Here is a 17154-nt window from a genome sequence, read left to right on the forward strand (position 1 = left end):
GTGTTCCATGCATTGGTCTGATCGCTATGTCGGCCTGGACTATGTGGCCGATACGGCTGACTGCGCCGTTTTGGCGTCCACCGTCGCGCGCGACGTGTTGGGGCGCGAGATCGAGCTGCCTGGCGAGCGGCGGCCGGGGCCGTTTGGGCGCAACGCGCTGATCCAGCAGCATCGACAGGAATTAGCCCGGCGCATCGATGAGCCGATGGAGGCTCAGCCGGTGCTGCTGATCAGCCGAGGCCGCGCGCAGCACATCGGGGTGATGTGCCGGCTGGCTGGGGAGTGGTGGGTATTGCACGCAGACGAGGCCGCGGGGTTCGTGCTGCGCCAGCGGCTGCGCGATTTGCCGCGGCAGGGATATCAAGTGGAGGGGTTTTACGAATGGCTGTGACAAAACCGAATCTGGTGCATTTGCCGCACCCGTTGACCACGGCAGGGCGGCGCGTGGTGTATGAGGACCATCTCCGCAACGAAACGCTGGGCGGCTATTTGCGCCGGCTGCAGATCGAGGTCGATCGCGGACCATTGGCGGTCTGCGTCAATGGCAAGCCGGTGGCGGACTGGCGCGGCTACCGTCTGCGCAGGGGCGATTATGTCGAGGTGCGGGCGGTGGTACAGGGTGGTGGCGGCGCCCGTAAGGTTTTACGCACGGTGGCCATGGTGGCATTGGTGGTCACGGCTGCGGCATTCGGCCCTGCTGTGGGCGGCTTCCTCGGCTTCTCCACTCAGATGGGCGCCATGGCGGCTGGCACGGGCTTGATCATGCTGGGCGGCTCGATGCTGGTCAATGCATTGCTGCCGCCGCCCATGCCGGAGATGCCGAATCTGACCGGCCGCGGCGATGCGTCGTTCAGCCAGAACTATGCCTTATCCGGGGCGCGCAACCGCGCCCGCGTGTTTGCGCCCATGCCGCTGGTGATTGGCCAGCGGCGGTTTGTGCCGGATGCGGGCGGCAACCCGTTTACCGAGTTCGCTGGCCAGGATCAGTATCTGTATCAGGTCTACCACTTCGGCCTGCAGCCTGATCTGCAGCTGTCCGATTTCCGGATTGGCGATACGCCGATCGGCAATTACCAAGGTGTCGAGGTCATGCACGCTGGGCAGGATGGCCGCCTGCCGCCGATTTTTGCCAACGTCAATACCGAAACCGGGCGCGAAGTGCGCAATGCCGATGGCTGGGTGGTGCGGACTTTGGCGCGGGATACCGTAGGGATCGGCGTGGATCTGCAGGGGGTGGCTTATTACGCCAATGACCGTGGCGAAATGGAGGCGCGAAGCGTCAAGGCGGAACTGCAGTACCGCCAATTGCCAGATGGCATGTGGCAGCCGTATGGGGGAGATCCGCGCGGCCAGTACACCCTGAACGGCAACAGCATCACGCCGGTGCGTCAGACGTTGATGCATGGTTTGCCGTCAGCGCAATACGAGATCCGAGTTCGCAAGACCAGCGGCGACATCAGCAGCTCACGCGAGCGCAATGAGTTTGCCCTCGCCGGTTTGCGCGCCTATCGCCAGGATACGACCAACTACGCCGGCCAGCGCCGCGTAGGTCTCAAGATCAAAGCCAGCAGCCAGCTCAACGGCGCGGTGGATGAGTTGAGCGCATACGCGGCGGCTAGCTGTCCGGTGTGGACCGGCTCTGCCTGGGTGACGCAGCAGACTACCAATCCGGCGTGGTGGTTCCTGTGGTGGGCGCGCGGCGCGTTCGATGGCCAAGGGCGCCGGATGTATGGCGGCGGCCTGCCGGATGCGCGGATTGACATCGAGGGGATCAAGGCCTGGGCGGCGTGGTGCGACGCCAAGAAGTTGTCTGTCGGCCTGGTGCTGGACCGCGCGTACAGCATTGCCGATGTGCTGACGTTGATCGCACGCTGCGGCCGTGGCCGCTACACCTGGCAATCTGGCCGTCTGGGCGTGATCTGGGATGCGGCCAATCTGCCGGTGGTGGCGGTGTTTGGCCCGGCCAACATCCGCGCTGGCTCGTTCCGGATCGAATACAGCAACGATCGCACGGCGGATGAGGTCATTGTCAATTTCTCAAATCGGGACAAGGGCTACGCCGTTGATCAGGTGCGAGTGCCAGTGCCTGGCGTGCTGACGCCGACCAATCCTGTCACGCTCGATTTCGTGGGCTGTTGCGATGCCGACATGGCGGGGCGAGAGGCCAATCTGATCGCCGCTTCGCAGCTGTATCACCGCCGGCGAGTTAGCTGGGAGACTGATTTCGAGGGCTTGGTGGCCACGCGCGGCGACGTGGTGCTGCTGAGCCACGACCTGGCCAGCTGGTCCTATTCGGGCCGGCTGCTGGGTGGCGGGCGTGGTCAGCTCAAGCTGGACCAAGTGGTGCCGCTGGGCGGGAGCGCCTGGGTCGGTATCCGTTTCCCGGATGGCCGTTATGCCACGTATCGGGTGAAGCCGGGCAGCGGCGCCAGCGATACGCTGCAGCTGCGCGACCTGATCCCGGCGTCCGACGCCGGCGGCCCGCTGCCGGTGCCGGATGAGTCGCCGGATGCCGTGCCGTATGACTGGCTGTGGTTTTACGATGCGGCTACCCAGCCAGGGCGGCGCGTCAAGATTGTGGATGTGAAGCCGGCCAGCGATGGCGTCAAATTCACCGCGATTGACGATCGGCCGGAGTATTACGCGGCCGAGGGCGGCCAGTTTGCCTCTGGCGGCGCGGCGCCCGGCCTGCCGCCGGCGCTGGGTTTCCTGCGGCTGTCCGAGTCCAGCCGGCTGACCGGCGATGGCCGGCGCGTGGCCGTGGTGACGGCGGTTTGGCCGCCGTTGCGCGGGGCCATCAACTACCAGCTCAAGTTCCGCCGCGCCGGCGGCGCTTGGGCGGCTGTGGTGGTGCCGGACGCGGCGTATAGCTGGGATGTGGACCCGCAGGATCTGGAAGTATCGGTGTCTGCGGTGCTGGCAGACGGCACGTTGTCGGCGCCGGCCGTTGCCGCGCTCAAGGTGCAAGGGCATGCGGTTCCGCCGCCGCGCGCTGCCGCGTTCCAGGCGATTGGCGAGCTGATGCAGATCACCCTGCGCTGGTCCTATCCCGAGCGTGCGGACCTGCGCGGCGTGCAGATCGATGCCAGCACCGATGGCAAGACGTGGTCGCGGCTGGTCGAACTGGCCTACCCGACCGTTGTCTGGACGCACCTGGGTCTGGCGATCGGCACCACGGTGCAATACCAGCTGCGGCTGGTGGATAGCTGGGGCAATGTGGGCGATCCGGTAGCGGCTTCCGCCACGGTGGTGAGGGACGTCAATATTCTGCTGGATGCCTTGCAGGGCGCTATCGACAAGGGGCAACTGGCGGATAGTTTGCGCCAGCCGCTGGAGCGTTTGCCGGAGCTGGATGCGCAAGTCCAGTCCGCGCAGCAGTTGGGATCGCAGGCGCTCAATGCGGCGATGCAGCGCGTTCTGGAAGCGGATTGGGTGGATGCCGAGAACAAGCAGCGTTTCGCGGTGGTGCGGCAGGACATCAGGAAGGTGCAGGACGATGCCCAGCAGGAAGTCGCGGCACGTCTGCAGCTGGCGGCCAAGCTGGATTCGACCCAAGCCGGGCTGGAGGATGAGAAAAAGGCCCGCGCCGATGCGGTCAGCGCGGTCGCCTCGTCGGTCGAGTCCCTGGCGGCCAAAACCGACAAATCCCTGGCCGGCGTGCGAGTGGAGATCAAGGCAGCGGCCGACCAAGCCGGCGCGGTGTCGGGCCGTTTGGAGGAGTTCAAGAGCCAGACGGCGCAAAACCTGTCCGGCGTCACCCAGCAGATCAAGAGCGCAACCGATGCGCAGTCGGCGACTGCCCAAAAACTGGAAAGCTACCAAGCGCAAACCGCGCAGCAGATTGCCGGCGTGCGCAACGATATCAGCGCTGCGACCGGCCCGGACAGCGCCCTGGTGCGCGATATGCAGCAGCGTATCGCCAAGGCCAGGGATGATGCCGTCGCCTCGGCCAATAGCCTGACCGAACAGCGTACCGGGCCGGGCAGCGCATTGTCGCAATCCATCCAGCAGCTGGGCAGCCGCGTGGGGACGAGCGAGACCACCATCCAGCAGCAAGCGCAGACCATCAACGGTCTGATGGGGCAATGGACGGTAAAAATCGACCGGGTGCAAAACGGCATCGCCTACTCCAGCGGGGTGGTGCTGAACAACGGCGCCAACGGCAGCGCGTTCGCGGTTCTGGCGGATAAGTTTTATGTCGCCCAGCCGGATGCCAGCGGCGCGCGCCAGGTGTTCACGGTCGGCTCCATCAATGGCCGGCCCGCCGTAGGCATTTCGGGCGATTTGATCGCGGATGGCACGATCTCGGGCCGCCGTGTCATCGCGTCCGAGTCCATCGACGCCGGCCAGATCAACAGTCGAGGCCTGACGATCAAGGATGGGTCCGGCAATGTCGTGGTCAGCATGGACGGCATGGGCGCCGGCTACATCAAGGGCAAGCTCAATGTCGGCCAGATCGACACCGAGGGGCTGCGCATCACCCGCAACGGTGCCACGGTGGTGGACGCCACGGGCATGGATGGCGCGTATATCCGCAATCTGATGGTGGACACGCTGCAGATCAAGGGCGAGGCCGTCACCAAGAACGATATCAGGACCGCCGGTTATAGCGGAAATGGTAACGCAGGCAACAATACCGTTGAGTTTTGGTTTTACTGCTCGGATAGCGGCAACCTGCTGGTTTATGGTGATCAGCCAACCTTGATGTATGGCACTACGCCAGTCGTTTCAACTTTGTTTGCTGATGATCGCAAGGTTCCGCTCAACAACAGCGGACTGATGTTGATGCCGGTTAGCGCGGGGCAATCGGTCAGGGTGCGTTTGCAAGTCCCGTTGTTCAGTCTGAGTGGCTATGTGTATGTGCGCTACGGTGCGATGCTTTTGCGGAGATAGAAATGAGCCGTATATCCATCATCGAGTACGACGAAGCGGGTTGTATCGTACAAGTTGGAATTGCCCCGCTTGAGAACGTGGAGCTGGAGTTCGCCATGGGCAAGGCATTGCTGCAGGGGGAGGCTGATCCGGCGCAGCATTATGTGAGGGATGGGGAGATATTGCTCCGCCCGGACAATCCGGCTCGGCTTGATGGGCTTACGCTGCATAGCCTCCCGGTGCCATGTCGAATCATCATCGATGGCCAGTCTTACGACTGCGCGGACGCAGAATGCGAGTTGTCGTTTGCCCATCCTGGCCGACACTCCATCACGGTCGAGGCCTGGCCTGCGCGTGCTGCGTCCTGGGAGGTCGAATCGTGATGCAGATCCACCATGTTGGCGATCATCGCCCGCTGCGCGCGGCGGAATACCCAGCAATAGGCGATCAGCTAGACGTGCTGTGGCGCTGGGCGGCGGCATTGCCGGCCGCGCTGCGCACGCCGGAGCTGGAGGCGATGCTGAGCCATATCGAAGCAGTCAAAACCAAATACGAGAAAGGGGGCGAGGATGCCAGTGGATAGCAGCTGGCTGCGCCAAGGCGCAGTCAATGTGAAGCAAGGCAGTGCGGATATCGTCGGCGTCGGGACGCTCTGGAATGGGCAAACCACTGCCGGCGATTTGTTTTTAGGGCCGGATGGCGCGTGGTATGAAGTGGCAGCGGCTGCGGCCGACACGTCGCTGCAGCTGCGTACGCCGTACAAGGGCGCGACGGCGGGCAATCAGCCTTATGCCATCGTCCGCAATTTCACCGCCCAGCCGTGGAGCGATACCGCGTCGCGGCTGTCGGAAATGGTCTTGCTGTGGCGCATGACGCTGAAGGGCTTCAACGATGTGCTGCGCAGCGATGCACCGACTGTCACGCTCTATGACGAGGCTGGGGCAGGTTTCCCGGTGATGTCGTGGAAGGCGGCAGACAAGGCCATCAAGGATGCGCTGGCGGGCATGGAGGCAGCGCGCAAGGTGGTGGTGGATGGTTCTGCTGATCTGCTGGCTTACCGCGATGCGGCCGGCGCGAGCGCCAAGGCGGCGAAGGCGAGCCAGGACGCGGCGGCGAACTCGGCCAAGGCGGCGGCGGCAAGCGCCACGGCGGCGGATGGCAGCAACAAGGCGGCTAAGGCCAGCCAGGACGCGGCAGCGGGATCGGCAGGCGCGGCGGCCGGCAGCGCGGCGGCAGCGGATGATAGCGCCAAGAGCGCCAAGGCCAGCCAGGATGCGGCAGCGGCCAGCGCCCAAGCAGGGGCGGGCAGCGCATCGGCTGCCGATGCCAGCGCCAAGGCGGCGAAAACCAGCCAAGACGCGGCGGCGAACTCGGCTAAGGCGTCAGCGTCGAGTGCAAGCGCGGCCGAAGCGAGCAACAAGGCGGCAAAGGCCAGCCAAAGCGCAGCGGCGGATTCTGCGTCTGCTGCGGCGGCCAGCGCGACGGCCTCCGACGCCAGCGCCAAGGCGGCGAAGGGGAGCCAGGATGCGGCGGCCGACTCGGCGTCTGCGGCGGCGGCCAGCGCTACGGCATCGGATAGCAGTGCCAAGGCGGCTGCGAACAGCGCAAAGGCTGCAGCCAACAGCGAGGCCAAGCTGAAAGACGCGGCGGCGGCGGTGGAGGCGGCCAAGCAGATTGCTACAACCAAGGCGGACAAGGCGACGACGCTCGCCGGCTACGGCATTGATGATGGTCCGCTGTGCGTCTTCCGTGGGGAGTTGCCTGGGCAGATTGATCTCAATGACTGCAGGCTGAATGGTTGGTATCGGCAGGCCGCAAATGCGAATGCGGCATCTGGCATGAATTATCCACCAGCCAAAGATGCCGGCGCGCTGACGGTCCAAACCGCTGGCAACATGACGTTCCAGCAGTACCAGACGTACAGCTACAGGAATACGCAGTTGTATTTCCGGAGCCTGTACAACGGGCAGTGGGGCGATTGGCGCAGGGTCTGGCACGATGCCAATTTCGATCCGGCCACCAAGGCGGATAAGGCCACCACGCTGGCCGGCTATGGCATTACCGACGCCCAGCCGCAAAGCGCCAACCTGGCCGCGCTTTCTAAGTTGGATGCCGTGGGCCTCTACGCCAGTACCGGAGCGGGTGGCGCAACCGTCAGGACGCTGACTGCTGGCCAGGGCATCAGCGTGGTGAATGGCGATGGGAAGGCGGGCAATCCTACAGTGTCCCTCTCTCCCGAGAGTGCGCAGGCCGTGAAGCGGGTCGCGGGGACCATTAAGTCGGTGTATGTGCCGGGTGATCGTGACACATTTTATCCGATTGGCGTAGTGCCCACGGATTCCACGATTTATGGCGGTTACGTGATGAAGCTCCGGGTATTCCGCCACGATGTGCATGCTGGAGAACCGAATCTCGGGTCATATAGCGCTGATATTTGGGCGCGCGTCAGCAGCTGGGGCCATGCCGTGGGAGAGGTTTTCTCGGTTATGCAGCGGCAAGGCAATGGCAACTATAACTGGGGGCTGGGGCGGGTGGAGCCACGAGGGCGAACTGCGCGGCTGATTCTTTGGTTGCGAGGTGGCATGACTCACATGCTGCAGCTGGAGGATATGGTGGCGGATCTGGATATTCTGATGCCTGGCAAAGATGGCAAGCTGCTAGCCATGGAGAATGCCCAATATGGCAATGAAGTCTGGGAGCCATTGAAGGGGGACGACAAGCAACCCTTGTTTAGCGCACTGAATGTTGAGGTTCGGCCGCAGGCTCCGTTGAAGTTCGAGTCGCTGGAGAAGGCTGACCAGATATTTGTGCCGCGACCGGCGACGAACGTGGCCGGGGCTAATGGTTATCTGATTCCGGGTGCGTATCGTGTCGAACTGGGTGGGCAGTCTGCGCTGTTGGCTGACATTCAGTGTGATGGCGGCAGTACCCCGCGCTTGCAGTTGATTGCGCTCTATGGGAATGAGTTGTGGTTTCGTACAGCGCGAGATCGTAATGAAAACTGGGATGGCGTCGGCTTCCAGCAAAACCGCATCTGGCACAGCGGTAATTTTGATCCTGGCGCACCGCGCATGGCCGCGCAGTTCACCCGAAGCACGCTTCCTGCTGCCGGCTCCATGCCTGGCGGTATCGCCTACATCACTGATGGCCCTAGCGGCCCGACCCATGTTTTCAGCAATGGCCAAAAATGGCGCGTCCCCGCGCTGACCGATCTGTAATCCATCCGAGGTGAAGAATGGAAAAATCCTATTTGTATGAGTTCCTGGTGCGCGGCACGCCAAGCGGCATCGCGGGCGCGCATGTGATCTATGCCGCCGATGCGAAAAACACGCTGACTGGCGAGGCGCGAACAGAGATTGGCGCGGCCCAGCCGGTGGCGCTGATCGCAGGCAAGCCGGGTTGTCCGATTGCCGATGTGGTCGGTGCGGTCAATGTGGCGGCGCTGGCCGAAATCGAGCAGCTGCGCGAACAGGTTCGGGCGCGTGATGCGGAGCTGGCCGAGGCAAAACAGCAGCTGCAGCGCCAGGCGGACGAACTGGCGGCGCTGAAGGCCAGGCCGGTCTATCCATCCATCGCGCCGGCTCCTGCTGGGGAATCGGCATGACGACGGCGCTGATCGTCCTTTGCGTCTTGCAGCAGTTGCTGGACGTGGCGACTACCTGGCATGTGATCCGCCGGGGCATCGGGCGCGAGGTCAATCCGTTGCTCAATGCGGTCATGGCGCGCATCGGCATCCTGCCGGCGCTGCTGCTGACCAAGCTGGCGCTACTGGCGGCCTGCTGGTGGTTACGGCCGCCATGGCCGGCCTATGCGCTGCTGGTGGCGATCTATCTGCCAGTGCTGATCAACAATTTCAAAGTTATCCAACAGGGCCGGGAAAACCGGCCCTGATTCATTTTGGGGAAGGGCATGCAGGAACACGAAAAAGGGATTTTGGCGCTGGTGGTAGTGGGCGCGTTTGTCGGCCTGGGCAAGTTGCTAGTCAGCAATGAGCAGATCACGGCACGCCTGGCAGTGGGCCGCGCCATCCTGGGCGGCGCCACGTCCAGCGTTGCCGGGGTCGCGCTGGCGCAGTTTCCAGATATGCCGCTGCCGGCGCTTGTTGGCGTAGGGGCGGGCCTGGGCATCCTGGGCGCGCAGTATCTGGAAGCCTGGTTGAAGCAGAAGGCCGACAAGATCGGCCGTTGAGCAAAAGCAGTTTTGAACACAAGCCCGCCTCGCGCGGGCTTTTGCTTTTATAGGGGGTAACACATGGCAAGGATTTCTGAGCAAGAAGCCGGCGGCCGCAACGTACTGGCGTTTCTGGACATGCTGGCATTCAGCGAGGGTACGGCCGGGCGAGGCGACGATGGTTACAACGTCGTCGTGGGCGGTGGGATGTTCGATAACGGGTTTGTCGATCATCCGCGCCGGCTGGTCGAGCTGCCGCGCCTGGGTATCAAATCGACGGCCGCCGGCCGTTACCAGCTGCTGGCGCGCTACTACGACGCTTATGCGCGGCTGCTAGGACTGTCCAATTTCGGGGCGATGAATCAGGACCGCATCGCCATCCAGCAAATCCGCGAATGCCGCGCGCTGGAGGATATCCGCGCCGGCCGATTGGCGGCGGCCGTGACGAAGTGTGCGCGAATTTGGGCGAGCCTGCCTGGCGCGGGCTATGGCCAACGGGAAAACCGGCTATCTGATCTGCAAAGTGCTTTTGTGAAGGCGGGCGGGGTGCTGGCATGAATGCGGGCATTTTACGGGCAGCTGGCGGCCTGCTGCTGGTTGCGGTGTGGGTTGGCTCGATGGCTTGGGCCTATGAGCAGGGCGGCCAGCGCGAGCGGCTGGAGTGGCAGCTGAAAGACGCCACGCGGGAGGCTGGCCAGACAAAAGCAGATTTCGATGCCTACCGGCAGGAGACTGAGCGGCTGCATGGCCTGTCGCAGATCATCGAAAGCAAATTGGACGCGCTACGGAATGCGCAGCCGAAAATCATTGAAAGGTATAACCGTGTTGTTGAGAAAAATCCTCTGCCCGCTGATTGCCGCCCTGGCCCTGACCGCCTGCGCGAACTCAATGCCGCCATCGAGGCCGCAAACGCCGCCATTGCCAGTCAACCTGGCCAGGCCTTGCGCGGCATTGAAGCCGGTGACGGTGGATAGTTGGGATGCTGTGGGGGCTGGATATATAGGCTTGGTGTTTCAGTATGGGGTGTGTGGTGTAGTTAAGTAAAGAAAGCCCTGCGAAAGCGGGGCTATTCTAGGTAATGATTCTGTATTCTGTTGGGCATAGTTGTGCTTGTTTAATTTTAAGTTGCGGAAGCCTTTTTTCCATTCTTTTTTTATTTATCTCCAGGATGTAATTTCTTGTCTCCTCCGATGCTTTTGCACCAATTATGACGCTTTTTAGGAAATTGTCGCCGAATGGTACGGATAGTCCGCATTGTCTACCAGTTATAAGTCGCCATTCATCCTCATATCGCCATGATTCGGCTTTCTGAAGAAGATTTAAGTCGAAATCATTTGACTGTACTTTAATCATTGGGTTGATTTGAGGTCGACTGTTACTGTACTCAACTTTGAATAGAAGATTCGATAGATGTAGTTCTTCGGTAAGGTCAAATTCCACGCATATGCCTTGATGGTTGAATGCGTAGTGCGACCACATGAGAATGTTTTCTGCATTTGTTGTGAAGCAGAATATTCCCATTTTTTCCATTGTTTTGCGAAGGCTTATAATTGTTTCGCTGATGAATTGTTCTCTGTTTACTAATACTTCTTTTAGGCGTTTATTAACTGCGGCTTTTAGTTTGTTTCCGCGCAGATTTTGTAGTCTTTGGAACGATCCCGTTATTGAAGAGTGTATCTCTTTCCCGGTGGCATCTGTTTTGTAGCTAGGGAATACGTCGAAAGGGTCGTTGAATTGTGTGTGAGATGAAAGATAAAGCTCGTGATTGATAAGGATTTTTTCTAGCCATTCTTTCCGTTTTAATATCTCTGTATTGTCTTTAAAGCAAAGTGGGGATGGAAAATATTTATAGATGTATGTTGGAATAGGAGGGGTTCTGGATTGAAAGAGTTTTTCCTTGTTTTCTCTTGAGAGCGCATTAAACCCGTCAATAATTTCCGCATCCCGCTTTGTTGGAATTAATGCATCTCTCGGTGTTGTAAGGCCATATGTTTGTATTTCTTGCAATAGTTCTTGGGATGGTTTTATTGTTGATGGCATGTCGAACTCCTCTTTTTGACGTAAGAAAAATTCCTCAGAGGTGAGAGTTTTAGGCGGCTTGCTTGTGCAGTTTTATGCGAATCAGAACTTCGGATACTTTGTCCTTGGCCTGCTCCATGTCGTAATGGCTTTGTAGATTAATCCAGAACTCAGGCTCAACACCAAAGAATGCGCCAAGGCGCAGTGCTGTATCCGGGGTAATCGCACGTTTTCCCTGGACAATTTCATTGATTCGTCTTGCTGGAACTTCAATCGCCTTCGCCAAAGCATACTGCGAGATGTTCATGGGTTGTAGCCAGTCAAGGTTTAGTATTTCGCCAGGGTGTGCCAGTGGTACTTCACGCATATTCAATTCTCCAATGGTCGAGAGCCGGGGATTGCTCCCCGGCTATGACTACTAATGGTAATCAACAATCTCTACGCAGGTTGCGTTTCCATCCTCAAACTTAAAGCATATGCGCCACTGGTCGTTAATGCGTATGCTGTATTGTCCGATTCGGTCGCCCTTGAGTGCTTCCAGTCTGTTGCCCGGCGGCACTTTCAAGGTTTCAATGGTTGTTGCTGCGTTCAGTTGCTGCAACTTCCTGATTGCCACGTTTTCGATGTTGACGAATCGCTTGACTCGCTTCCCTGAGAACAGCGATTCAGTGTCTGAACACTTGAACGAAGTAATCATGTGCAAATAGTAACGCAAGGCGTTATTAACGTCAAGCGTTACTATTTTTGATCAAGCGAGGCATGCGCGGACTGTGGCGGGCGAGGTCATCTGTCGCGGGGATTGTGATGATATAAACTCTGGGACGTGGCTCGACTTTGTGGCCGATCATCTGCGGGCTGGAGATTGCTGCGCCTTGAATGACAAATCCGTCTGCTATGTTGATCCAATGCTCTTTGTCTTCGCTGTCTAGCAGTAGAAAGGCGCGGGCGGGTATTTTCACCGGCTTGGGATGGAAGCGCGCCCACTTGCGGGCGCGTATGTCTTCCAGCGGCAACAGGCCGCCGCTTGGCGTGCTTGTGGTCCATGCAACGCCAGGCCTGCCCCATTGGCACCATTCAACCGAGCCATCGCGCATCAGGACAGGCAGTATGGGGTGTTGGTCGGCCCAGCGGATGGGCTGGCCATTAAACTCTATGCCGGCACACATACCATGCATCCACATAGGATATCATGGTCGATTGTCCGTCAATTGTATGTCTTTGGGCTGTCATGCTTTGGTTCTGCCTTGGCATTTTGACAGCCTTACGGTTCTAATTCCGCTTCCATCTTCCTGTTGAAGATCATGGTGTGCTTCGCTGGCATTGTATATTTCGCCCTCAATTTCAAATTGTACTACCCAAGGAAATACTTCCTTTGCGCTTTCAGATGGCATGTAAAGTTTACTAGCGTTTATCTGGTGGTCAGGATTGTGGGTTATTCTAATTGCTTTGATTTTTACTTTTCTCTGACCGTTATCATTTATGGCGGTTACGATCATTTCCATATTACTCTCCTTGTCACTTGTTAAATTACATTATTCACCTGGTAGACTAAATGTAGGTGCATCATCGCGTTTTATATATAAAGAAAACCAGTTCTTTGGGTACTCTGTATTGCTGTCGTATTCCTTTTTAAGAACGCCGAACACTAAAGTCAACGGGGTCGAGTTTCTAGTGGTGGAAAATTGATAAAAAGCTGCAATTCGGGCGTTTTCAGCTAAAAACTTGCCATGGTCTCGTTCGGGCGATAGGTCTGGCTTTATCAGGTTTGATTCTATGTCTGAGAGTGTGAATTTTTGGACGAACTTTAGATTCAGTGCCTTGTAGTCATTGCTGTTGAAATTGGTGAGCGCTGTGGTTTTGCTACTAACATCCATTTCTATATTGCTGTACGACCATGGGGATTCATCATCTTTCCGGTTCATGGCGCTGTAGAATTCACCATAAATACCGTTTGCAGTTGTTGTTTTATTTTTGATTATATAGGTGTATGTCAAATAGCCGCGCTGGATGGGTTGAAGAGGCAATTTTGGCGTGTGCAGTTCCAAAACTAAATTTGGATCTGTTTTGTCAATCGGTGAAGCGCTATCTTTGCTGGTTAGTGCTGCAATGTTTATGTCTACAAAGTGCAGCAGTTCCTTTTTGTCTTGCTGGGATAGGGTGAAATTTTTTCTATCCATTTCAGAGAAAAGATTGTATCCAGTCTGGATGCTGTCCTTTGTTTTGCTAACCTTTTTCTCATCGCTATGAGTCATCTTTAAAATCCAAATTGTTATCAGAACAATAAGAAGTAACAGGGGAGTTGTTTTACGCAGCATGATGCTTAGTCCCCGCCCAACCATGTTGATGGATTAAGGGTTGGATCGTCCTCTGCCTTGCCTGTGTTGCTATTTGACATGATGCGTTGCCATTTCTTTTCTTTGGCCGCTAGTTGTATTTCCGAACCTTTATACTTCGTGCTGATATCATCATAGAATGCATAGGGATTGACAACATCCTCCATGACGACACCCTTCCCAATAAAGCTCCCGCCTCTTGGAACATTAGGCCATCCTGCAGTAATGATATCCCTTGCACTTCTGGCGCAAGTAAAGTTGTGGAAAATGTTGTAGTAGCGTTTTCCAGCTAGAACATCGGCGCGGTACTCTTTCCCCTTTGAAAGCATTTGGTCATGTTGCGCTTTACTGATGTTGAATCTGAAAAGACGAGTAGCCCCAGGTATTTTATATTCTGGAGTACCTAGCCCATAGGCTCGTTCTCTTGTTGATGCTCCAGGGTGCGGGCCTAAGCTATAAAAAAATGTAATCTTGCCATTTTTGGTTAGATACATGAAGGTATGCCCAGGGTCTTCCAGGACATAGTGGACTTTTCGCATTCCGTTCGGGGCGACATAGACCTCACGATATGCATTAGGGTCATTGACTTCAAATCCTATGATAAGATTAAAGAAGTCTTCCTGATGCTCGGCGACTGCATTCTGATCCTTCGGCTTCGTCTTTGCTGTTGTTTGTTTTGCTTCTGCCATATTAATTAATCTTCCAAACTATTTCCAAGTGCATCATGATCTAGACGCACCGACAAATCATTTGGTGTGCTGGTATGTATCCGTTGAGTCCTGCCTTTGTTGTCTGTTATGCCTTTGATCGTCTGGCCCTTGCCATCCTTGATGATATAGGGTTTATTCTTCTGGATATTTCCTTCGGCGTCCTTCACTACGAATGAAAGACTGTTATAGTCCGCCGATGGCATGCCTTGCATATTCATGCCGATTTGCGCCGGCCCTGAGAGCGCGATATTCTGCCCACGGATGCTAACTTGTCCAGGACAATGAATTTCAATATTGCCCCCTGCTATTCTGATGTAACCGCCGCCTGACATTTTGCCCTCCAGGGTAGGATAGTTCGGATTAGAAAATCAAATACATCATTCGATCAGCATGACATTCATCATTGCAATGCAGGCCGAAGACAGCCTTATCGTGTCGGCCGACAACACGACGGTCGCGTTCAGCAATCGCACAGCCTTCAGGCGGAACATCGCCTCGAAGAAGCTCCTCGACTGGCCAGGCGGCGTATTCACCGGCACCGGCGAGTATGGCGTCGTTCAGCGCACGCTGGAACACCTTATCCGCGGCGCCGCCCTATCGTCACTGCCGGCGCTGCTGGCGCACGAAAAGGCGTATCGGCGCCAGGAGGCCGGCCCGAACGAGCAGATCGACATCACACGGTTGATCCTGTCAGCGCCCACGCCAGAAGGCCCGCGGCTGCACATCGTCACGGATGACGCCATCGAGCAGATCGGCCCAGGCGAGCTGCTGATGTTCTTCCCCCTCGACTATGACTTCTTCGCGGCCTCGTCAGAGGCAATCCGTGACCTGAACGCTGCGCTCTGCCCCCAATCTGTTTTTGCCACGCCTGATGAGTGGATCGGCTTCTATGCCGAGAAGTTCGCGCATATCTACGCGCTGCAGAGCCAGAACAACGAGCTGATCAGCAGGAGCTTCAATATCCACTTTCAGACCGAAGAGCAGTCGCTGATGTTCTTCGCTGAGAATCCAGCCTAACGCACCGCCGCTGTGGTCGGTCAGATCGCCGAGTCGGATATGAAGTTGTCGCTAAAGAAAAATTCACACAATAGCAGCATGATGGGGGCTTGCCAGCTGGCTGATGGTGTAGGTCTATAAGGATAGTCTGGTCGACAAGAATATTTCAGACATCCTGCAGTACGCAACACGTAATGCAGGATTCTCGAAGGTGGGCTTTGCTTGGTGCTTGCACTTTCTCATGGGGGAAATAGTGCTTGGAGTGTGTTTTGGCGCAAAGTTAAAAATAATTCAATTTAAGTTTTTTTATATTTGATGTCACCAATTCATTATCGGGAGATTGTTACCAAACACTATTGATAGTGAAAGATTTATAAAAAATATATAACAAGAATGGTAAAAGTAAAGAGAAGGGAAAGAGTAATCAGTAAGAGTTTCCTTTCATTTTTTAGTTGACCAATTTCTCCTTGAAGTTGGGATTCTGTTTTTTGAAAGGTGGTCATTTTTTCAAGAAGATTAGAGCTTAAATTTTCATTTTCACTTTTTATCTTTTGATATAAATTACTCTGGGTTGAAATTTTATTTTCCAATGATTGATATGCGGCATTTTGGGTGAGGGTCTCATTGGTTAATAGTTCAATTTTGTTGTTTAGTTGTTGAATTTCTTTCTCCTTTGTTTTGATAATGTTTTGTTGTTCTTCTACCAAGTCTTCAAGGTATTCGATGGAGCTGGGATTGCTAATGGCCATGGCTTTTAAAAATCCTTTATCACTTTCTATGATTCTTTTGACTCTCTTGAAGTATTCTTCAATATCTTTGTCTGTTGCTTGTTCTTCTGGAATGGTGAATTTAAAAATATCCGGTATAGTTATCTCAATGGTTGGTAGCCTTTCGGCATTCAATCTGGCTTTTTTTTCTTTGTGTACTGCATTCGTTCTATGTACTTCAATATAAACCTCCCCAGACCACTTTTTTTCTAGCGCGGAGTCTGAGCGGAATTTTCTATATGCATCTATTCTATATTCATTTTTTCCTATTGTTACTTCGGTCTCTCCTTCGTAAAATTCAACCTTAAAGTTTCCCATTCCTGGTATTACTAAGGTTGTCTCTTTAATGAGTAGGAGCGCATCTTTAAATAGGCGATGAGCAAGAGATTCTCCACCGCCATCGTTTCCATTTGGATTGCCAGTTGGATTGCCAGCCCCATTTTTATAGTAAAATAAAGGTTTGCCATTTTTCGATACTCTGTGGCGCATTGGTTTTCTTGGCCAATCAGAGCTGTAATAATCAATATCAAATGGTTTGCCATTATTTTCTAGGTCGCGTTTTCTTTTTAACGCCTCTGCCGTAATCCACGCGCCGCCAGTTGGGTAGAGGTATGCCCAGGGATTTTCAACGGATTTAACTACTTTATCAAAGCGTTTGCTCTCGATGTGTGTCATTTGTCAAGTTATCCGCTATATATTGTATAAGGAGAGAACGAAAGATATTGTGTTCACGATATTATGATAAGTCAATATGAATATTGTTGACCTAAGTGTTCGAGTAACAAGTTTTATTTTTCATTATCTATTAAATTATTTTAAATTACTTTTACAGGATGACGATGGAATTTTCGTGTTGCAGTTGTGACTTGATGAAACAAGAGTCAAGAGTGATGTGTGGTTGGTGTGGGAGTGTGGTGTCTGTAGAAAAGGAAAAGCCCGCCAAGGGGCGGGCTTTGGGTGGCAGCTACGCAAGTGTGCATTTCGAACGGATGATGTAATGGGTGGCAAGAGCATCCAGACGGGGTGTGACTCGCGTCGCCGTATTGGTAAGAATACCGCAGTTGGGCTGTGATGGGGAAGGCGACTTAAGGGCTGTCGTAAGGGGGAGGAGTCTTCTAAAACTGCTATCGTCCTCCCTTGTACAGCAAGGGAAAAGCGCCGTGGTATCTACCCTTCAATATTAGACTCTCTATCTTGCAAAGCCTGAAAAAACAATGTATTGTGATTGTCTGCGGGTCTGCATGGGGTGCAGAGGGTCGGAAGTTCGAATCTTCTCACCCCGACCAA

At 55.5% G+C, this 17154-nt stretch carries 20 protein-coding genes; 11 read left to right on the forward strand and 9 right to left on the reverse strand.

All coding sequences use genetic code 11. The annotated features are described in order from the left end of the window. Positions 1-7 precede the first annotated feature (7 nt). From C2134_RS02955 to C2134_RS03000, 10 genes are all read left to right on the forward strand, one after another. Positions 8-391, forward strand: coding sequence for a hypothetical protein (locus tag C2134_RS02955; RefSeq protein ID WP_103317445.1), 384 nt, complete (start codon positions 8-10; stop codon positions 389-391). Next, positions 382-4893: a host specificity factor TipJ family phage tail protein gene (locus C2134_RS02960; RefSeq protein WP_103317446.1), complete on the forward strand. Its 4512-nt coding sequence runs from the start codon at positions 382-384 to the stop codon at positions 4891-4893. The genes C2134_RS02955 and C2134_RS02960 overlap by 10 nt, the downstream gene beginning before the upstream one ends. A 2-nt stretch (positions 4894-4895) precedes the next feature. After that, positions 4896-5255: a hypothetical protein gene (locus C2134_RS02965; protein WP_103317448.1), complete on the forward strand. Its 360-nt coding sequence runs from the start codon at positions 4896-4898 to the stop codon at positions 5253-5255. Further along, complete coding sequence (locus C2134_RS02970) at positions 5252-5455, forward strand: hypothetical protein (RefSeq protein WP_146042082.1); 204 nt, start codon at positions 5252-5254, stop codon at positions 5453-5455. The genes C2134_RS02965 and C2134_RS02970 overlap by 4 nt, the downstream gene beginning before the upstream one ends. Next, positions 5442-8090 (forward strand): pyocin knob domain-containing protein, encoded by a 2649-nt coding sequence (locus C2134_RS02975; protein ID WP_103317451.1) that lies wholly within the window; start codon positions 5442-5444, stop codon positions 8088-8090. The genes C2134_RS02970 and C2134_RS02975 overlap by 14 nt, the downstream gene beginning before the upstream one ends. A gap of 17 nt (positions 8091-8107) precedes the next feature. Continuing rightward, positions 8108-8476 (forward strand): hypothetical protein, encoded by a 369-nt coding sequence (locus tag C2134_RS02980; protein WP_103317453.1) that lies wholly within the window; start codon positions 8108-8110, stop codon positions 8474-8476. Next, positions 8473-8763, forward strand: coding sequence for a DUF5658 family protein (locus C2134_RS02985; RefSeq protein ID WP_103317454.1), 291 nt, complete (start codon positions 8473-8475; stop codon positions 8761-8763). The genes C2134_RS02980 and C2134_RS02985 overlap by 4 nt, the downstream gene beginning before the upstream one ends. Before the next feature lie 18 nt (positions 8764-8781). Beyond that, entirely contained in the window at positions 8782-9060 is a 279-nt protein-coding gene (locus tag C2134_RS02990; protein WP_103317456.1) for a phage holin family protein, read from the forward strand. A 120-nt stretch (positions 9061-9180) separates the two neighbouring features. After that, positions 9181-9600, forward strand: a complete 420-nt coding sequence (locus C2134_RS02995) for a glycoside hydrolase family 24 protein (RefSeq protein WP_233196340.1) — start codon at positions 9181-9183, stop codon at positions 9598-9600. After that, positions 9597-10016, forward strand: coding sequence for a hypothetical protein (locus C2134_RS03000; protein WP_103317460.1), 420 nt, complete (start codon positions 9597-9599; stop codon positions 10014-10016). Before C2134_RS02995 ends, C2134_RS03000 begins: the two co-directional genes overlap by 4 nt. Positions 10017-10113: 97 nt before the next feature. Here the strand turns inward: C2134_RS03000 and C2134_RS03005 are convergent, their stop codons facing one another. The 8 genes from C2134_RS03005 to C2134_RS03035 are packed head-to-tail and all read right to left on the reverse strand — an operon-like array spanning position 10114 to position 14436. After that, positions 10114-11082, reverse strand: a complete 969-nt coding sequence (locus C2134_RS03005; RefSeq protein ID WP_103317461.1) for a DUF2971 domain-containing protein — start codon at positions 11080-11082, stop codon at positions 10114-10116. A gap of 49 nt (positions 11083-11131) precedes the next feature. Further along, positions 11132-11428, reverse strand: a complete 297-nt coding sequence (locus C2134_RS03010; RefSeq protein WP_103317463.1) for a HigA family addiction module antitoxin — start codon at positions 11426-11428, stop codon at positions 11132-11134. A gap of 51 nt (positions 11429-11479) precedes the next feature. Next, a complete protein-coding gene (locus C2134_RS03015) occupies positions 11480-11758 on the reverse strand; it encodes a type II toxin-antitoxin system RelE/ParE family toxin (RefSeq protein WP_103317477.1) in 279 nt (92 codons plus the stop codon). 31 nt (positions 11759-11789) lie between these two features. Then, positions 11790-12227, reverse strand: a complete 438-nt coding sequence (locus C2134_RS03020; protein WP_146042083.1) for a hypothetical protein — start codon at positions 12225-12227, stop codon at positions 11790-11792. Between the two features lie 60 nt (positions 12228-12287). After that, complete coding sequence (locus C2134_RS21110) at positions 12288-12563, reverse strand: hypothetical protein (protein WP_146042084.1); 276 nt, start codon at positions 12561-12563, stop codon at positions 12288-12290. Positions 12564-12593: 30 nt separating this feature from the next. Next, positions 12594-13376: a hypothetical protein gene (locus C2134_RS03025; RefSeq protein ID WP_146042085.1), complete on the reverse strand. Its 783-nt coding sequence runs from the start codon at positions 13374-13376 to the stop codon at positions 12594-12596. 5 nt (positions 13377-13381) lie between these two features. Beyond that, the gene (locus C2134_RS21115) at positions 13382-14083 is read right to left on the reverse strand and encodes a hypothetical protein (protein WP_146042086.1); all 702 of its coding nucleotides are present in this window, start codon (positions 14081-14083) and stop codon (positions 13382-13384) included. 5 nt (positions 14084-14088) lie between these two features. Next, complete coding sequence (locus tag C2134_RS03035) at positions 14089-14436, reverse strand: DUF2345 domain-containing protein (protein WP_103317470.1); 348 nt, start codon at positions 14434-14436, stop codon at positions 14089-14091. A gap of 58 nt (positions 14437-14494) precedes the next feature. Here C2134_RS03035 and C2134_RS03040 point away from each other — a divergent pair, with 58 nt between their 5' ends. Then, complete coding sequence (locus tag C2134_RS03040) at positions 14495-15121, forward strand: hypothetical protein (RefSeq protein WP_103317472.1); 627 nt, start codon at positions 14495-14497, stop codon at positions 15119-15121. Positions 15122-15471: 350 nt separating this feature from the next. Here C2134_RS03040 and C2134_RS21120 read toward each other — a convergent pair whose 3' ends face one another. Further along, entirely contained in the window at positions 15472-16542 is a 1071-nt protein-coding gene (locus tag C2134_RS21120) for a hypothetical protein (protein ID WP_146042087.1), read from the reverse strand. Between the last annotated feature and the right edge of the window lie 612 nt (positions 16543-17154).

The sequence above is a fragment of the Chromobacterium sinusclupearum genome, assembly GCF_002902845.1.
Lineage (GTDB): Bacteria > Pseudomonadota > Gammaproteobacteria > Burkholderiales > Chromobacteriaceae > Chromobacterium > Chromobacterium sinusclupearum.

What these genes read in the sequence shown, in the direction of transcription:
- C2134_RS02955 (WP_103317445.1), top strand. Translation starts at nt 8, where the DNA reads ATGCATTGGTCTGATCGCTATGTCGGCCTGGACTATGTGGCCGATACG.
- C2134_RS02960 (WP_103317446.1), top strand. Translation starts at nt 382, where the DNA reads ATGGCTGTGACAAAACCGAATCTGGTGCATTTGCCGCACCCGTTGACC.
- C2134_RS02965 (WP_103317448.1), top strand. Translation starts at nt 4,896, where the DNA reads ATGAGCCGTATATCCATCATCGAGTACGACGAAGCGGGTTGTATCGTA.
- C2134_RS02975 (WP_103317451.1), top strand. Translation starts at nt 5,442, where the DNA reads ATGCCAGTGGATAGCAGCTGGCTGCGCCAAGGCGCAGTCAATGTGAAG.
- C2134_RS02980 (WP_103317453.1), top strand. Translation starts at nt 8,108, where the DNA reads ATGGAAAAATCCTATTTGTATGAGTTCCTGGTGCGCGGCACGCCAAGC.
- C2134_RS02985 (WP_103317454.1), top strand. Translation starts at nt 8,473, where the DNA reads ATGACGACGGCGCTGATCGTCCTTTGCGTCTTGCAGCAGTTGCTGGAC.
- C2134_RS02990 (WP_103317456.1), top strand. Translation starts at nt 8,782, where the DNA reads ATGCAGGAACACGAAAAAGGGATTTTGGCGCTGGTGGTAGTGGGCGCG.
- C2134_RS02995 (WP_233196340.1), top strand. Translation starts at nt 9,181, where the DNA reads ATGCTGGCATTCAGCGAGGGTACGGCCGGGCGAGGCGACGATGGTTAC.
- C2134_RS03000 (WP_103317460.1), top strand. Translation starts at nt 9,597, where the DNA reads ATGAATGCGGGCATTTTACGGGCAGCTGGCGGCCTGCTGCTGGTTGCG.
- C2134_RS03005 (WP_103317461.1), bottom strand. Translation starts at nt 11,082, where the DNA reads ATGCCATCAACAATAAAACCATCCCAAGAACTATTGCAAGAAATACAA.
- C2134_RS03010 (WP_103317463.1), bottom strand. Translation starts at nt 11,428, where the DNA reads ATGCGTGAAGTACCACTGGCACACCCTGGCGAAATACTAAACCTTGAC.
- C2134_RS03015 (WP_103317477.1), bottom strand. Translation starts at nt 11,758, where the DNA reads ATGATTACTTCGTTCAAGTGTTCAGACACTGAATCGCTGTTCTCAGGG.
- C2134_RS03020 (WP_146042083.1), bottom strand. Translation starts at nt 12,227, where the DNA reads ATGTGTGCCGGCATAGAGTTTAATGGCCAGCCCATCCGCTGGGCCGAC.
- C2134_RS21110 (WP_146042084.1), bottom strand. Translation starts at nt 12,563, where the DNA reads ATGGAAATGATCGTAACCGCCATAAATGATAACGGTCAGAGAAAAGTA.
- C2134_RS03025 (WP_146042085.1), bottom strand. Translation starts at nt 13,376, where the DNA reads ATGCTGCGTAAAACAACTCCCCTGTTACTTCTTATTGTTCTGATAACA.
- C2134_RS21115 (WP_146042086.1), bottom strand. Translation starts at nt 14,083, where the DNA reads ATGGCAGAAGCAAAACAAACAACAGCAAAGACGAAGCCGAAGGATCAG.
- C2134_RS03035 (WP_103317470.1), bottom strand. Translation starts at nt 14,436, where the DNA reads ATGTCAGGCGGCGGTTACATCAGAATAGCAGGGGGCAATATTGAAATT.
- C2134_RS03040 (WP_103317472.1), top strand. Translation starts at nt 14,495, where the DNA reads ATGACATTCATCATTGCAATGCAGGCCGAAGACAGCCTTATCGTGTCG.
- C2134_RS21120 (WP_146042087.1), bottom strand. Translation starts at nt 16,542, where the DNA reads ATGACACACATCGAGAGCAAACGCTTTGATAAAGTAGTTAAATCCGTT.